Source organism: Pseudomonas sp. REST10 (genome assembly GCF_029542605.1).
Taxonomy (GTDB): domain Bacteria; phylum Pseudomonadota; class Gammaproteobacteria; order Pseudomonadales; family Pseudomonadaceae; genus Aquipseudomonas; species Aquipseudomonas khazarica.
Genome location: NZ_CP035677.1, coordinates 5022327 through 5037841 on the forward strand (window position 1 = coordinate 5022327; position 15515 = coordinate 5037841).

The window sequence follows — 15515 nt, forward strand, 5'->3', positions numbered from 1 at the left end:
CAGGAGCCCCCGCATGACCCTCGAGCGTGACGCCGCCGCCCAGGTTGCCAAGGTACTGTCCGAAGCCCTGCCCTATATCCGCCGCTTCGTCGGCAAGACCCTGGTGATCAAGTACGGCGGCAACGCCATGGAAAGCGAGGAGCTCAAGCAGGGGTTCGCCCGGGACATCGTGCTGATGAAGGCCGTCGGCATCAACCCGGTGGTCGTGCACGGCGGCGGCCCGCAGATCGGCGACCTGCTCAAGCGCCTGTCCATCGAGAGCCACTTCATCGACGGCATGCGCGTCACCGACACCGCGACCATGGACGTGGTGGAAATGGTCCTAGGCGGCCAGGTCAACAAGAGCATCGTCAACCTGATCAACCAGCATGGCGGCAGCGCCATCGGCCTGACCGGCAAGGACGCCTGCCTGATCCGCGCGCGCAAGCTCAAGGTCAGCCGCCAGACCCCGGAGATGACCCAGCCGGAGATCATCGATATCGGTCATGTCGGCGAGGTCACCGGGGTCAACACCGACCTGCTGAACATGCTGGTCAAGGGTGACTTCATCCCGGTCATCGCGCCCATCGGCGTCGGCCCGGACGGCGAGTCCTACAACATCAATGCCGACCTGGTGGCCGGCAAGGTGGCCGAGGCGCTGAAAGCCGAGAAGCTGATGCTGCTGACCAACATCGCCGGCCTGATGAACAAGCAGGGCGACGTGCTCACCGGCCTGACCACCGAGCAGGTCAACGAACTGATTGCCGACGGCACCATCTACGGCGGCATGCTGCCGAAGATCAAGTGCGCCCTGGAGGCGGTGCAGGGTGGTGTGACCAGCTCGCACATCATCGATGGCCGCGTACCGAATGCCGTGTTGCTGGAGATCTTCACCGATATCGGCAACGGCACCATGATCAGCAACCGCAAGCGCCCCTGAAAGCCAGCCGCGCTCGCGGCTTGCTGATGCCCCTCTCCTGCTTGCGGGAGAGGGTGTCCATAGGTCGGGGTCAGGCAGGCAGCACGCCCTGGCAGCCCTGAAGCGGCATCGCCACAGGTTTCGATTAACCCCACAGGGGCACGGGAAACCTCAGCGCCTACGGCTTGCTCTGCGGCTCGCCGAACAGCTCGGCCAGGCGTGCACGATCCGCGGCGAAACCGGCTTCGGCGCGGCCACGCGCCTCCTTGTAGCGGGCAATGTCGCGCTGCAGCCGCTGCTGCTCTTCCTTGAGGTTGTTGATCTGCGCCAGCAGGTTTTCCGGCACCTGCCGGCCTGCACGCTCGTGCTCGGCGGCCTGGCTCTGCAGGTTGGCCTGCTGCGTGCGCACCGACTGCAGATTGCCGCGCGCCACGTTGGTGACACTGTCGAGCTCCGCCAGCTTGCGCTCGCGGGCACGGTCGACGTCGTTGAGGTTGGTATAGAGGCGCAGCAGCTTCGCGTCATTGCTGGCGCGCACCTTCTCGGCCTGCATGCGGGCGAACTCTTCGGCCGTCGGCGCCGGCGGAATCACCCGCACCACACGTCCCTGGTCGTTCAGCACCTCGTAGCCCTTGCCGATGAATTCGGGCGGCACGCCCTGACGGCTGAGCACCGTGACACCCTTGTCGTCGACGTAGCGGTAAAGCTCGGCAGCCACTCCGGACAGCGGCAGTAGCAAGCTCAACAGCAGCGTACAGCGGGTCAGGAGCGGTGCAGACATAGAACGACCTTGTGCTAGGGCTAGATTCCGTACTCGGCGCGATAGGCTTCGACAGCCGGGAGATATTGCTTCAGTTCAGCATCCCCTGCCAGATATTCCAGTACCTGTTGTAGTGACACGATGCTCACTACCGGCATGGCGAAGTCGCGTTCGACCTCCTGGATCGCAGAAAGCTCGCCCTGGCCACGCTCCTGGCGGTTCAGCGCGATCAGCGTACCGGCCGCCTGGGCGCCCTGGCCCTGGATGATCTGCATCACTTCGCGGATGGCGGTGCCGGCGGTGATCACGTCGTCGACGATCAGCACCCGCCCTTCCAGCGGCGCACCGACCAGCGTGCCACCCTCGCCATGATCCTTGGCTTCCTTGCGGTTGAAGCACCAGGGCAGATCACGGCCATGATGCTCGGCCAGCGCGACCGCCGTGGTCGCGGCCAGCGGAATACCCTTGTAGGCCGGGCCGAACAGCACGTCGAAATCGATGCCGCTGTCGACGATGGCCGCCGCATAGAAGCGCCCGAGCTGGGCCAGGGCCAGGCCGCTGTCGAACAGGCCGGCATTGAAGAAATAAGGACTGGTGCGCCCGGATTTGAGAGTGAACTGGCCGAAACGCAGAACACCGCGTTCGATGGCAAAGCGAATGAAATCACGCTGGTACGTTTGCATGAAAAGTCCCGGACGGCACGGATTTAGCTAAATGAGGTGAGCTCGGGTATCATACACGCACGTGTTTTTGGGGGCCATTTATGCGGATCATCAGTGTGAACGTGAATGGTATTCAGGCTGCGGCCGAGCGTGGATTGCTCAGCTGGCTGCAAGCCCAGAATGCCGACGTGATCTGCCTGCAAGACACCCGTGCCTCCGCCTTTGAACTGGACGACCAAGCCTTCCAACTGGATGGTTATTTCCTCTATGCATGCGACGGTGAAGTGCCCAGCCAAGGTGGCGTGGCGCTTTATTCGCGGTTGCAACCCAAGGCGGTGATCAGCGGCCTCGGCTTTGAAATGGCCGATCGCTACGGGCGCTACCTGCAGGCCGATTTCGACAAGGTAAGTATTGCCACCCTGCTCCTGCCTTCGGGTCGGGACGGGGACGAGAGCTTGAATCAGAAATTCAAGTTCATGGACGACTTCACCCATTATCTGGACAAGCAACGCCGCAAGCGCCGCGAGTACATCTACTGCGGTTCACTGCATGTCGCTCACCAGAAGCTGGACGTGAAGAACTGGCGCGACTGCCAGCAGACTCCCGGTTTCCTTGCGCCCGAGCGCGCCTGGATGGACGAGGTGATCGGCACCATGGGCTACGTCGATGCCCTGCGTGAAGTCAGCCGCGAAGGCGATCAGTTCAGCTGGTGGCCGGACAACGAACAGGCGGAGATGCTCAACCTGGGCTATCGCTTCGACTACCAGCTGCTGACCCCGGGCATGCGTCGCAGCGTACGCAGCGCGCGCCTGCCGCGCCAGCCGCGCTTCTCCCAGCATGCGCCGCTGATCGTCGACTACGACTGGATTCTCAGCGTCTGAGCGCAAGGCATGAAAAAGCCGGCATTTAGCCGGCTTTTTGCTGCGTGCTCGCCTACTTCACCAGGCGCCAGCTGAAGGGATAGCGGTAGGACTGCCCCTCGTTGGCCTTGATCCCGGCGATGATGGTCAGCACCAGGGCGGCCAGCCCCAGCAGCATGAGCAGCGGGAAGCCGATCACCACCACCATCAGGATGAAGCACACCACGGCGGCCAGGGCGACGCTGATCTGGAAGTTCAGCGCCTCCTTGCCCTGCTCATCGACGAACGGGTCCAGGTCCTTCTTCACCTGCCAGAGGATCAGCGGGCCGAGCAGATTGCCGAAGGGGAACACCAGCCCGAGAAATGCGGCGAAGTGACAGAACATCGCCCACTGACGGGCCTCCTGACTGGGGGTCGGAAGCGGATTCTGCAGTTCATCGTTCATCTGGGTGCTCCTTGCTCGGAAAGATCAGTCGGCCAGCGCGGCTTTCTGCAGCTCGAAGATTTCATTCATGCCCTTCTGCGCCAGGGCCAGCATGGCATTGAACTCGTCCGGCTGGAAAGGCGCGCCTTCGGCGGTGCCCTGCACCTCGATGAAGCCGCCCGCGTCGGTCATCACCACGTTGAGGTCGGTCTCGGCGGCCGAGTCTTCCAGGTAGTCTAGGTCCAGCACCGGCTCGCCCTGGTAGATGCCGACCGACACCGCGGCGATCATCTGCTTGAGCGGCTCGCCCTTCAGCGAGCCACGCTTCTTCAGCACCTTCAGCGCATCGATCAGCGCCACCATGGAACCGGTGATCGAGGCGGTACGCGTACCACCGTCGGCCTGGATCACGTCGCAATCGACGTACAGGGTGTTCTCACCCAGCTTGCTCATGTCCAGCGCGGCGCGCAGCGAGCGGCCGATCAGGCGCTGGATTTCCAGGGTACGGCCGCCCTGCTTGCCACGGCTGGCCTCGCGCTGGTTACGGTCGCCGGTGGCGCGCGGCAGCATGCCGTACTCGGCGGTCAGCCAGCCCTGGCCCTGCCCCTTGAGGAAGCGCGGCACGCCCGACTCGACGCTGACGGTGCAGATCACCTTGGTATCGCCGAACTCGACCAGCACCGAGCCTTCGGCGTGCTTGGTGTAGTTGCGGGTGATGCGAATCGAGCGCAACTGATCGGCGGCGCGGCCACTGGGACGTTTCATCGAGCGATACCTACTTCATTAAGTGAAAACAGCACGCATTATAGGGGGCCGCAGAGCAGGACGACATGCCGAATTGGCAGCGGCAGACGGCAGGCCCGCCCCGGCGGATCAGCCGGGCATGAAATGGGCACGCCCCCTGGGCTACAATCCTGCGTTTTTCGAGCCGAATCCCGCGAGGTACTCCCATGGTTCACAGCATGACGGCCTTTGCCCGCAACGAGCAGGCGACCGCCCACGGCACCCTGAGCTGGGAACTGCGCTCGGTCAATCATCGCTACCTGGAGCCGCACCTGCGCCTGCCGGAAGCCTTCCGCGACCTCGAAGGCGCCGTGCGCGAGGCGCTGCGCCAGGGGCTGTCGCGCGGCAAGGTGGAATGCACCCTGCGCTTCGCCGAAGAGGCGACCGACAAGCAGCTGCAGGTCGACAGCGAGCGCGCACGCCAGCTGATCGCCGCTGCGGAGCAGGTCGCCGCGCTGATCCAGCAGCCCGCCCCGCTCAACCCGCTGGAAGTGCTGGCCTGGCCCGGCGTGCTGGTCGCCGACTCGGCCGACCCGCAGGCCCTCAACGCCGCCGCCCTCAGCCTGTTCGCCGAAGCCCTCGGCGAACTCAAGGCCGGCCGTGCCCGCGAGGGCGCCGAACTGGCCAAGCTGCTGGCTGATCGCCTCGACGCCATTCTCGACGAGGTCGCCGCCCTGCGCGAACTGGTCCCGCAGATGCTCGCCGGCCAGCGCGCCAAGATCGAGACGCGCTTCGCCGAGATGCAGGCCGAGCTCGACCCGCAACGCCTGGAACAGGAACTGGTGCTGCTGGCGCAGAAGAGCGACGTTGCCGAAGAGCTCGACCGTCTCAGCACCCACGTCAGCGAAGTGCGCCGCGTACTCAAGGCCGGCGGCGCTGCCGGGCGACGCCTGGACTTCCTGATGCAGGAACTCAACCGCGAAGCCAACACCCTCGGCTCCAAGGCCTTCGACCCGCGCAGCACGCAGGCTGCGGTGAACCTGAAGGTGCTCATCGAGCAGATGCGCGAGCAGGTGCAGAATATCGAGTAACGTCAGCCATACGGCTGCTATCTTTCGTTCAACGCTTTTCCCAGGATCGCTTTCATGGCCACCACCGGCACCCTCTACATCGTTTCCGCACCCTCCGGCGCCGGCAAGACCAGCCTGGTCAAGGCCCTGATCGACAGCGAGGTGCAGATTCGCGTCTCGGTTTCGCACACCACCCGCGCCATGCGCCCGGGCGAGCAGGACGGGGTGAACTATCACTTCGTCGAGCATGCCCAGTTCACTGCCATGATCGAGCGCAGCGAGTTTCTCGAACACGCCCAGGTCTTCGACAACTTCTACGGCACCTCGCAGAAGTGGGTCGAGCAGACCCTGGCCGAGGGCTTCGACCTGATTCTGGAAATCGACTGGCAGGGCGCCCAGCAGGTGCGCAAGCTGATGCCGCAGGCCAAGTCCATCTTCATCCTGCCGCCGACCCAGGAAGCCTTGCGCCATCGCCTGACCAACCGCGGCCAGGACAGCGGCGAGACCATCGAGCGGCGCATGCGCGAGGCCGTCAGCGAGATGAGCCACTACGTCGAGTACGACTACCTGGTGATCAACGACGATTTCAACCATGCCCTGAGCGACCTCAAGGCGATCTTCCGTTGCAACCAGCTGGCGCAATCGCAGCAGCAACAACGCCATGCCGGCCTGCTCAGCGAACTGCTGGCGTAAAACAGCGCTTCCATTGTCGCTGGTGATTTTTTAGACTATTCAGTCCGCTCGCCCGCTCGGGCCAAGCTTATCCGCACACGTTACGAGGAACACCATGGCTCGCGTTACCGTCGAAGATTGCCTGGACAACGTTGATAACCGCTTCGAACTGGTCATGCTCGCGACCAAGCGTTCGCGCCAACTGGCCACCGGCGGCAAGGAGCCGAAGGTCGCTTGGGAAAACGACAAGCCGACCGTCGTCGCCCTGCGCGAAATCGCTGCCGGCCTGGTCGATGCCGAGATCGTCGCCCAGGAAGACATCGTTGAAGAAGAGCCGCTGTTCGCTGCCTTCGAGGAAGAGGCCAACGAGCCTCTGTAAGTCGATGATGCCGGGTCGAAGTCGCTCGCAGCACGAGGCCAGTCATCCGGGGAGCATCCCATGGCTGGCATAGACGCTCTCGCCGATCGGCTTTCGACCTACCTCGGCCATGACCAGGTCAACCTGGTCCGCCGAGCCTATTTCTACGCCGAACAGGCGCACGATGGCCAACGCCGCCGCAGTGGCGAAGCCTACGTGACCCATCCGCTGGCCGTGGCCAGCATCCTCGCCGACATGCACATGGACCATCAGAGCCTGATGGCCGCCATGCTGCACGACGTCATCGAAGACACCGGCATCGCCAAGGAAGCGCTCAACGCGCAGTTCGGCGAAACCGTGGCCGAACTGGTCGACGGGGTCAGCAAGCTGACCCAGATGAACTTCGAGACCAAGGCCGAGGCCCAGGCCGAGAACTTCCAGAAGATGGCCATGGCCATGGCCCGCGACATTCGCGTGATCCTGGTCAAGCTCGCCGACCGCCTGCACAACATGCGCACCCTCGATGCCATGCCGCACGAGAAGAGCCGGCGCATTGCCAAGGAAACCCTGGAAATCTACGCGCCCATCGCCAACCGCCTGGGCATGCACGCCATGCGTGTGGAGTTCGAGGACCTCGGTTTCAAGGCCATGCACCCGATGCGCTCCGAGCGCATCCGCGCCGCCGTGCGCCGCGCCCGGGGCAACCGCAAGGAAATCGTCGCCAAGATCGAGGAGTCGATCCAGCTCTGCCTGCAGCACGAGGGCATGGAAGGCGAAGTCATCGGCCGCGAGAAGCACCTCTACAGCATCTACCAGAAGATGCGCGGCAAGCGTAAGGCGTTCAACGAGATCATGGACGTCTATGCCTTCCGCATCATCGTCGACAAGGTCGACACCTGCTACCGCGTGCTCGGCGCCGTGCACAACCTGTACAAGCCCCTGCCCGGCCGCTTCAAGGACTACATCGCGATTCCCAAGGCCAACGGCTACCAGTCGCTGCACACCACACTGTTCGGCATGCACGGCGTGCCCATCGAGATCCAGATCCGCACCCGCGAGATGGAAGAGATGGCCAACAACGGCATCGCCGCACACTGGCTGTACAAGTCCAGCGAGGACGAGGCGCCCAAGGGTAACCACGCCCGTGCGCGGCAGTGGGTCAAGGGCGTGCTGGAATTGCAGCAACGCGCCGGCAACTCGCTGGAATTCATCGAGAGCGTGAAGATCGACCTGTTCCCGGACGAGGTCTACGTGTTCACGCCCAAGGGCCGCATCATGGAGCTGCCGAAAGGCTCCACGGCGGTCGACTTCGCCTACGCGGTGCACACCGACGTCGGCAATACCTGCATCGCCTGCCGCATCAACCGCCGCCTGGCGCCGCTGTCGCAAGCCCTGGAAAGCGGCTCGACGGTGGAGATCGTCACCGCCCCGGGCGCCCGGCCGAACCCGGCCTGGCTCAATTTCGTGGTCACCGGCAAGGCGCGCACGCACATCCGCCATGCGCTCAAGCAGCAGCGCCGCTCCGAGTCCATCAGCCTCGGCGAACGCCTGCTGAACAAGGTGCTGGCCAGCTTCGACACGCACCTGGAGAAGATCAGCGCCGAGCGCATCCAGACCGTGCTGGGCGAATACCGCCAGGAGGTCATCGAGGACCTGCTCGAAGACATCGGCCTGGGCAACCGCATGGCCTACGTGGTCGCCCGCCGCCTGCTCGCCGAGAGCAGCGACGACGCCCTGCCCAGCAGCGAAGGGCCGCTGGCGATTCGCGGCACCGAAGGCCTGGTGATGAGCTACGCCAAGTGCTGCACGCCGATTCCGGGCGACCCCATCGTCGGCTACCTGTCCGCCGGCAAGGGCATGGTGGTGCACATGGAAAGCTGCCGGAACATCGCCGACATTCGCCACAACCCGGAAAAATGCATCCAGCTCAACTGGGCCAAGGATGTCACCGGCGAATTCAATGTCGAACTGCGCGTCGAACTGGAGCACCAGCGCGGCCTGATCGCCCTGCTGGCCAGCAGCGTCAATGCCGCCGATGGCAACATCGAGAAGATCGGCATGGACGAGCGCGACGGGCGCATCAGCGTCGTGCAACTGGTAATCAGCGTGCATGACCGCGTGCACCTGGCCCGGGTGATCAAGAAGTTGCGTGCGCTCAAGGGCGTGATGCGTATCACTCGGGTGCGTGCCTGACACAATCCACCCATTTCCAGCCTGTAGGCTGGGTGCTCGACCCAGCCGGTTCTCACAAGGAGCGATTCATGAGCAAGACCGTCATCAGCAGCGACAAGGCCCCTGCCGCCATCGGCACCTACTCCCAGGCCATCAAGGCCGGCAACACCGTCTACATGTCCGGGCAGATCCCGCTGGACCCGGTGAGCATGGAACTGGTCGAAGGCTTCGAGGCCCAGACCGTGCAGGTGTTCGAGAACCTCAAGGCCGTGGCTGAAGCCGCCGGTGGTTCGTTCAAGGACATCGTCAAGCTGAACATCTTCCTCACCGACCTCTCGCACTTCGCCAAGGTCAACGAGATCATGGGTCGCTACTTCGAGCAGCCCTACCCGGCGCGCGCCGCCATCGGCGTTGCCGCCCTGCCGCGTGGCTCGCAGGTGGAAATGGACGCTATTCTGGTTCTGGAATAAGTCCCGAGGCGGGGCGCACGGCCCCGCCCTTCTCCCCCCTGCATGGAGATCACCATGCGTCTGACAGCTCTGTTGTTAGCCAGCGCCCTGCTGGCCGGCTGCGCCAGCACACCGAACAACGACCCCAGCGGCACCTGGATCAACCAGGCAGCCATCGATGCGGCCAGCGCCAGCGGGCGCCTGCGCGAAGCCCTGCTCGCCTATGGCCCGAACCTGGAATGGCAGATCGACCCGGCGCAGCGACAAGCCAGCTACAGCAACGGTTTCGAGCTGGCAGAAGGCAGGCTGCAGGCCGCCGGCGAAGGCCGCTGGCAGGTCACCTTCTACGGCGACTACCAGGAGCGGCTCAGCGTCGAGGATGGCCAACTGGTGCAGGTGGCCAGTGAGTACTGGCCCGAACAGCAGTTCACCCGCGTCGACAGCAAGGAAGGCCCGGCACCACTGGGCAGCCGCTTCGAGCAGGCCCTGTACCGTGACTACCTGGGTGGCGACTGGCTGATCGAGGAAGGCATCGGCCAGGGTGGCCTGGTGCGCTTCCAGGTCGACGGCCAGGTCGAAGGACTGCCCGGCGCCGAGCGTTTCGCCCTGTGCCTGGCCGGTGATTGCGCGGCCATGAGCGGTGAGAACGACAGCCTCTGGCTCCAGGCGGGCGACCAAGGCAGCCCCTGGCTGTTCGTCCATGAAGGCAACCAGTTGCGCATCTTCGAAGCACAGAACCGTGCCCAGTTCGACGAGATGCCCGAGTACCAGCCAGGCCCGCAGCGCTGGCTGCTCAAGCGCCGGCAACCATGAACCGGGCGGCGGGTTAGTCGAGCAGCCCGCCCAGCACCAGCGACACCCCCAGCAGCGACAGCAGCGCCCCGCACCCGCGGTCCAGCCAGCGCACCCGCTGCTGCAGCCAGCTGCGCCAGCGCGGATAGGCCAGCAGGCGTACCAGGGCCAGGTCCCAGCCCCAGACCACCAGGGTCATCCACAGCATGGCCAGGAGCAGGCCCCAGCTCGGCATGGCGGCTTCGCGCAGGACACCGAACAGCCCCGCGTAGAACAGCGGCAGCTTGGGATTCAGGCTGCTGGCCAGCAGCCCCTGGCGCAGCCCCCGCGTCCAGCTGCCCAGCGCCACCTGCGCGGCGTCCGGCAGGTGCAGGTCGCGCCGTGACAGCAGCGCCTGCACGCCGATCCAGGCGAAGTAGAGCCCACCGACCAGCTGCAGCGCCCTCCAGAATGGCCCACCCTGCCCAGGCAGTGCCTGCAGGGCCAGCAGCACCAGCAACATGCTCAGCAGGTTGGCCAGGGCGATGCCGGCGGCGCACCCGTCCGCCTGGCGACGCCCCTGGCTCAGCGCGGTGCGAATCAGCAGGAAGAAGTCCGGCCCCGGCGACAGCAAGGCGGCAAAGTGGGTACTGGCGACCAGGGCGAACAGCGCGAGCATGAGAGACGACCTCCTTGGCAATGGAGGTCAGTTTCCGGGGAGCCCGGCGCTGCGGTCTTGAAGAAAACTCAGGTCGCGGCAAGACGCCGGAACTGGCCCGGCGTGACGCCGGTGAAGCGCTTGAAGGTCGCGGAGAAATGCGCCTGATCGCAGAAGCCGAGGCCCAGCGCCACCTCCACGGGCGTCTGCTCGCTCAACAGCAGGCGCTTGGCTTCACGCACCCGGCGCTGCAGCAGGTAGGTGTGCGGCGGTACGCCGTAGGCACGACGAAAGGCCTCGATCAGGTGCCGCGGATGGCGCTGCACCAGCCGGGCCAGTTCATCCAGGCTGACCGCCTGCGCGTGATGCGCCTCCAGATAGTCTCGCACCCAGGCCGTCATGCCACCGTCACGTGGCGCGGCACGCACCGCGCGCAGGCCGCCATGGCGGACGAACACCTGCTCGAGCAGCGCCAGCAGCTCGCTTTCCAGGGTCAGCGCGTCGCTGTGCTCGAAGGCACTCGCCAGCCGCGCGAGCCCGGCCGCCACCTGGCCATCATCAGCCGGATTGAGCTCGCGAAACCCCGCGGGCAGGCGCTTGCGCCCGAGCAGCGCAGGCAGGCGCGCCTCTTCGACATAGAGCATGCGATAGACCACCCGCGCCGACTCGGCATGCCCGGTGTGCGGCTCCTCGGGGTTCATCAGCGACAGGGTGCCAGCCGGCAGGGCATAGCGCTGCCCCCGGCACTGATACCCGCCGACGCCCTGCACGATGGCGCCGACGGCAAAGGCGTCGTGGCTGTGGCGACCGAACGCCTGCCCGGAAAAGTCGGCGTGGAACAGCTCCACACCCGGCAACCAGGGCCTGGCCAGCAAGCGGTTACCGGCCAACCTCAGGCGTCCTGCAACATCGCCGCGTAGCCCTCGCGGTAACTGGGGTACTGCGGCGCCCAGCCCAGGGCCCGGGCGCGGGCGTTGCTGCAACGCTTGCTGCCGGCGCGCCGGACACGCTGCTCGTCGCTCCAGTGGCTGACACCCAGGCGCTCACGCAGCCAGGCCACCACCTCGTGCAGCGCGGCGGGCTCATCGTCGACACCCAGATAGAGATCGGCCAGCGGCGTGCCGGCGGCGTCCGCCTGCAACAAGGTCGCGAGCAGCCCGGCGGCATCGTCGACATGGATACGGTTGCCATACAGCGGCGGCGTCTCGCTGACGCGATAGCCAGCACGCACCTGGCTCAGCAGCCACTGCCGGCCCGGCCCGTAGAGACCGGTCAGGCGCACGGCGGTCGCCGGCAGGCCGCTGTCGAGGGCGACGCGCTCGGCCTCGCGCATGATCAGCGCCGAATAGCTCTGCGCCTCGGCCGGGGAGTCCTCGTCGATCCACTCGCCCTCCTGCTGGCCATAGACGCCACTGCTGGAGGCGAACAGGATGCGCCGTGGGCGCTGCCCATGCAGCGCCAGCCAGCCCAGGGTGCGACGCAGCCCGTCGACGTAGGCAGCGCGATAGCCGGCCTCGTCATGCTGGGTGGCGGCGGCGCAGTAGACCAGGTAGTCCAGGGGCTGCCGTGGCCAGTCCGCCGGGCACGGGTCCGCGTGCAGATCACCGGCCACCGGCTCGATACCGGCCGGCAGGGCCGCGACATTGCGGCGCATCCCCAGCACGCGCCAGCCAGCGTCGGCCATGCGCTGCCCAAGGCGGCTACCGACATCGCCACAACCGACGATCAGCAGACTGTTAGGTGCGGACATGCTCTTCTCCATGACGTTTAGGCGAACGCGCAGTGTAACAGGCCGCTCAGACGCCTCGGCGAGGCCGTCAGCGCCCGGCCGCAACAGCTGGAAGGCAGGCTCGCGCTGGCAGCCGGCCTGTTGATCGGACTCGCGCACGCGCCTGCCACGGCAACACATATTGTTCTCAAACAGTCGGTCAGCCCGGTTGGTTCATCGCAATGCAAAGGCTATGCTTAGCGGCAACTTAATGGATAAACACTATGACCCTCACCGAACTGCGTTACATCGTCACCCTCGCTCAGGAACAGCACTTCGGGCGTGCCGCCGAGCGCTGCCATGTCAGCCAGCCGACCCTGTCGGTGGGCGTGAAGAAGCTGGAGGACGAGCTCGGCGTGCTGATCTTCGAGCGCAGCAAGAGCGCCGTGCGCCTGACGCCGGTCGGTGAGGGCATCGTGACCCAGGCGCAGAAGGTACTGGAGCAGGCACAAGGCATCCGCGAGCTAGCCCAGGCCGGCAAGAACCAGCTGGCGGCGCCGTTGAAGATCGGCGCCATCTACACCGTCGGTCCCTACCTGTTCCCGCACCTGATTCCGCAGCTGCACCGGGTCGCCCCGGACATGCCGCTGTACATCGAGGAAAACTTCACCCATATCCTGCGCGACAAGCTGCGCACCGGGGAGCTGGACGCGATCATCATCGCCCTGCCCTTCCAGGAGGCCGATGTACTGACCAAGCCGCTGTACGACGAACCGTTCTACGCGCTGCTGCCGGCCGGCCACCCCTGGGCGGAGATGGAAACCATCGACACCAAGCTGCTCAATGACAAGAGCCTGCTGCTGCTCGGCGAGGGCCACTGCTTCCGCGACCAGGTGCTGGAAGCCTGCCCGACGCTGCGCAAGGGTGGCGACGACCACGGCAAGCACACCACGGTGGAATCCAGCTCGCTGGAGACCATCCGCCACATGGTCGCCTCCGGCCTGGGTGTGTCGATCCTGCCGTTCTCGGCGGTCGACAGCCACCACTACGCCCCCGGCGTGATCGAGGTGCGTCCGCTCAGCGCGCCGGTGCCCTTCCGCACCGTGGCCATCGCCTGGCGCGCCAGCTTCCCGCGGCCCAATGCCATCGAAGTCCTGGCCGACTCCATTCGCCTGTGCTCGGTCGCTCGCAGCCCGCAGACCAAGAGCGCCTGAGGTCCAGGGTGACGGAGCTGTCAGCGGTTTCCGTGACCGCGCTGAAAGGCGTGGGTGCCGCGCTGGCGGAAAAACTCGCCAAGGTCGGCCTGGAAAACCTGCAGGACGTGCTGTTCCACCTGCCTCTGCGCTACCAGGACCGCACGCGCATCACCCCCATCGGCGCGCTGCGCCCCGGCCAGGACGCGGTGGTCGAGGGCATCGTCGCCGGTGCCGACGTGGTCATGGGGCGTCGCCGCAGCCTGCTGGTGCGCCTGCAGGACGGCAGCGGCACCCTGAGCCTGCGCTTCTTCCATTTCAGCCAGGCGCAGAAGGAAGGCCTCAAGCGCGGTACCGCGCTGCGCTGCTACGGCGAGGTGCGTCCAGGGGCCACCGGCCTGGAGATCTACCACCCGGAGTACCGCGCGCAGAGCGGCGACGAACCGGCGCCAGTGGAACAGAGCCTGACCCCCATCTACCCGACCACCGAGGGCCTGACCCAGCAGCGCCTGCGCCAGCTCAGCCAGCAGGCGCTGGCACGCCTCGGACCACGCAGCCTGCCGGACTGGCTGCCCGATGAGCTGGCCCGCGACTACCGCCTGGCGCCGCTGGACGAAGCCATCCGCTATTTGCACCGCCCGCCGCCCGACGCCGATGTCGAAGAGCTCGCCGAAGGCCGCCACTGGGCCCAGCACCGCCTGGCCTTCGAGGAACTGCTGACCCACCAGCTGTCGCTGCAACGCCTGCGAGAACAAGTGCGCGCACAGCGGGCGCCAGCCCTGCCGCCGGCACAGAAACTGCCGGCGCAGTATCTGAAGAACCTGGGCTTCGCCCCGACCGGTGCACAGCAACGGGTCGGCGCCGAGATCGCCTACGACCTGGCGCAAGGCGAACCCATGCTGCGCCTGGTGCAGGGCGACGTTGGCGCCGGCAAGACGGTGGTCGCCGCCCTGGCTGCGCTGCAGGCGCTGGAGGCCGGCTACCAGGTGGCACTGATGGCCCCCACGGAGATTCTCGCCGAGCAGCACTTCCTCAACTTCAGCAAGTGGCTGGCGCCACTCGGGCTGGAGGTCGCCTGGCTGGCCGGCAAGCTCAAGGGCAAGGCACGCGCCAGCGCGCTGGAGCAGATCGCTGCCGGCTGCCCCATGGTGGTGGGCACCCATGCGCTGTTCCAGGACGAGGTGAAGTTCAAGCGCCTGGCCCTGGTGATCATCGATGAACAGCACCGTTTCGGCGTCCAGCAGCGCCTGGCCCTGCGCCAGAAGGGCATCGACGGGCGCCTGAGCCCGCACCAGCTGATCATGACGGCCACCCCCATCCCACGGACCCTGGCGATGAGCGCCTACGCCGACCTGGACACCTCGATCCTCGACGAGCTGCCGCCCGGACGCACGCCGGTGAACACCCTGGTGATCGCTGACGGCCGCCGCATCGAGGTGATCGAGCGGGTGCGCAATGCCTGCCAGCAGGGGCGCCAGGCCTACTGGGTGTGCACCCTGATCGAGGAATCCGAAGAGCTCACCTGCCAGGCAGCCGAGACCAGTTTCGAAGAACTTTCCGCGGCCCTCGGCGAACTGCGCGTCGGCCTGATTCACGGGCGCATGAAGCCGGCCGAGAAAGCCGCCGTGATGGACGAGTTCAAGCAGGGCAAGCTGCAGCTGCTGGTCGCCACCACGGTGATTGAGGTAGGCGTCGACGTGCCCAACGCCAGCCTGATGATCATCGAAAATCCGGAACGCCTCGGCCTGGCGCAACTGCACCAATTGCGCGGCCGGGTCGGCCGGGGCAGTGCAGCCAGCCATTGCGTGCTGCTCTATCATGCACCCTTGTCACAGCTGGGTCGCGAACGCCTGGCCATCATGCGTGAAACCACCGACGGTTTCGTCATCGCCGAGAAGGACCTGGAGCTGCGCGGCCCCGGCGAAATGCTCGGTACGCGGCAGACCGGCCTGCTGCAGTTCAAGGTCGCCGATCTGATGCGCGACGCCGACCTGTTGCCCGCCGTTCGCGACGCCGCACACGCTCTTTTGGAACATTGGCCGCAACATGTGGCTCCATTGTTGGAACGCTGGTTGCGTCATGGCCAGCAATACGGTCAAGTGTGAGCCCGTTCACAGGACAACCGTCGCCACGAACC

17 protein-coding genes are annotated in these 15515 nt (G+C 65.8%); 10 read left to right on the forward strand and 7 right to left on the reverse strand.

Annotated features, from left to right (window positions below; translation table 11 throughout):
* Positions 1-13 precede the first annotated feature (13 nt).
* Positions 14-919: an acetylglutamate kinase gene (gene argB, locus EWH21_RS23710; protein WP_037051158.1), complete on the forward strand. Its 906-nt coding sequence runs from the start codon at positions 14-16 to the stop codon at positions 917-919.
* A gap of 157 nt (positions 920-1076) precedes the next feature.
* On the opposite strand, the gene EWH21_RS23715 is transcribed toward argB, so the two are convergent.
* Positions 1077-1679 carry a DUF4124 domain-containing protein gene (locus EWH21_RS23715; RefSeq protein WP_037051155.1) on the reverse strand — a complete coding sequence of 201 codons (603 nt, stop codon included), beginning with the start codon at positions 1677-1679 and terminating at the stop codon, positions 1077-1079.
* 20 nt (positions 1680-1699) lie between these two features.
* Complete coding sequence (pyrE, locus tag EWH21_RS23720) at positions 1700-2341, reverse strand: orotate phosphoribosyltransferase (RefSeq protein WP_037051153.1); 642 nt, start codon at positions 2339-2341, stop codon at positions 1700-1702.
* 80 nt (positions 2342-2421) lie between these two features.
* On the opposite strand from pyrE, the gene EWH21_RS23725 reads away from it, so the two are divergent.
* Positions 2422-3201, forward strand: coding sequence for an exodeoxyribonuclease III (locus tag EWH21_RS23725; RefSeq protein WP_037051151.1), 780 nt, complete (start codon positions 2422-2424; stop codon positions 3199-3201).
* Positions 3202-3253: 52 nt separating this feature from the next.
* On the opposite strand, the gene EWH21_RS23730 is transcribed toward EWH21_RS23725, so the two are convergent.
* Positions 3254-3625 (reverse strand): DUF4870 domain-containing protein, encoded by a 372-nt coding sequence (locus tag EWH21_RS23730; RefSeq protein ID WP_037051149.1) that lies wholly within the window; start codon positions 3623-3625, stop codon positions 3254-3256.
* 24 nt (positions 3626-3649) lie between these two features.
* Positions 3650-4369 (reverse strand): ribonuclease PH, encoded by a 720-nt coding sequence (rph, locus tag EWH21_RS23735; RefSeq protein ID WP_037051147.1) that lies wholly within the window; start codon positions 4367-4369, stop codon positions 3650-3652.
* A gap of 185 nt (positions 4370-4554) precedes the next feature.
* On the opposite strand from rph, the gene EWH21_RS23740 reads away from it, so the two are divergent.
* From EWH21_RS23740 to EWH21_RS23765, 6 genes are all read left to right on the forward strand, one after another.
* Entirely contained in the window at positions 4555-5418 is an 864-nt protein-coding gene (locus EWH21_RS23740; protein WP_134677630.1) for a YicC/YloC family endoribonuclease, read from the forward strand.
* A gap of 54 nt (positions 5419-5472) precedes the next feature.
* On the forward strand, positions 5473-6090 hold the full coding sequence (gmk, locus tag EWH21_RS23745; protein ID WP_037051141.1) for a guanylate kinase: 618 nt from the start codon (positions 5473-5475) through the stop codon (positions 6088-6090).
* Between the two features lie 94 nt (positions 6091-6184).
* Positions 6185-6448, forward strand: a complete 264-nt coding sequence (rpoZ, locus tag EWH21_RS23750) for a DNA-directed RNA polymerase subunit omega (RefSeq protein ID WP_037051139.1) — start codon at positions 6185-6187, stop codon at positions 6446-6448.
* A gap of 60 nt (positions 6449-6508) precedes the next feature.
* Positions 6509-8620 (forward strand): bifunctional GTP diphosphokinase/guanosine-3',5'-bis pyrophosphate 3'-pyrophosphohydrolase, encoded by a 2112-nt coding sequence (spoT, locus tag EWH21_RS23755; RefSeq protein ID WP_037051137.1) that lies wholly within the window; start codon positions 6509-6511, stop codon positions 8618-8620.
* Between the two features lie 68 nt (positions 8621-8688).
* Positions 8689-9069, forward strand: a complete 381-nt coding sequence (locus EWH21_RS23760; RefSeq protein ID WP_037051135.1) for a RidA family protein — start codon at positions 8689-8691, stop codon at positions 9067-9069.
* 54 nt (positions 9070-9123) lie between these two features.
* On the forward strand, positions 9124-9861 hold the full coding sequence (locus EWH21_RS23765) for a hypothetical protein (RefSeq protein WP_179555199.1): 738 nt from the start codon (positions 9124-9126) through the stop codon (positions 9859-9861).
* 13 nt (positions 9862-9874) lie between these two features.
* Here the strand turns inward: EWH21_RS23765 and EWH21_RS23770 are convergent, their stop codons facing one another.
* The 3 genes from EWH21_RS23770 to EWH21_RS23780 all read right to left on the reverse strand — a co-directional run bounded on the left by EWH21_RS23770 (position 9875) and on the right by EWH21_RS23780 (position 12227).
* Positions 9875-10498, reverse strand: coding sequence for a LysE family translocator (locus tag EWH21_RS23770; protein ID WP_277699482.1), 624 nt, complete (start codon positions 10496-10498; stop codon positions 9875-9877).
* A 68-nt stretch (positions 10499-10566) separates the two neighbouring features.
* Positions 10567-11367, reverse strand: a complete 801-nt coding sequence (locus tag EWH21_RS23775; protein WP_277699483.1) for an AraC family transcriptional regulator — start codon at positions 11365-11367, stop codon at positions 10567-10569.
* 2 nt (positions 11368-11369) lie between these two features.
* Complete coding sequence (locus tag EWH21_RS23780; RefSeq protein WP_277699484.1) at positions 11370-12227, reverse strand: NAD-dependent epimerase/dehydratase family protein; 858 nt, start codon at positions 12225-12227, stop codon at positions 11370-11372.
* A gap of 242 nt (positions 12228-12469) precedes the next feature.
* On the opposite strand from EWH21_RS23780, the gene EWH21_RS23785 reads away from it, so the two are divergent.
* Complete coding sequence (locus EWH21_RS23785) at positions 12470-13399, forward strand: hydrogen peroxide-inducible genes activator (protein ID WP_037051126.1); 930 nt, start codon at positions 12470-12472, stop codon at positions 13397-13399.
* Positions 13400-13407: 8 nt separating this feature from the next.
* Positions 13408-15483, forward strand: coding sequence for an ATP-dependent DNA helicase RecG (gene recG / locus EWH21_RS23790; protein ID WP_277699485.1), 2076 nt, complete (start codon positions 13408-13410; stop codon positions 15481-15483).
* The last annotated feature ends 32 nt before the right edge of the window (positions 15484-15515 follow it).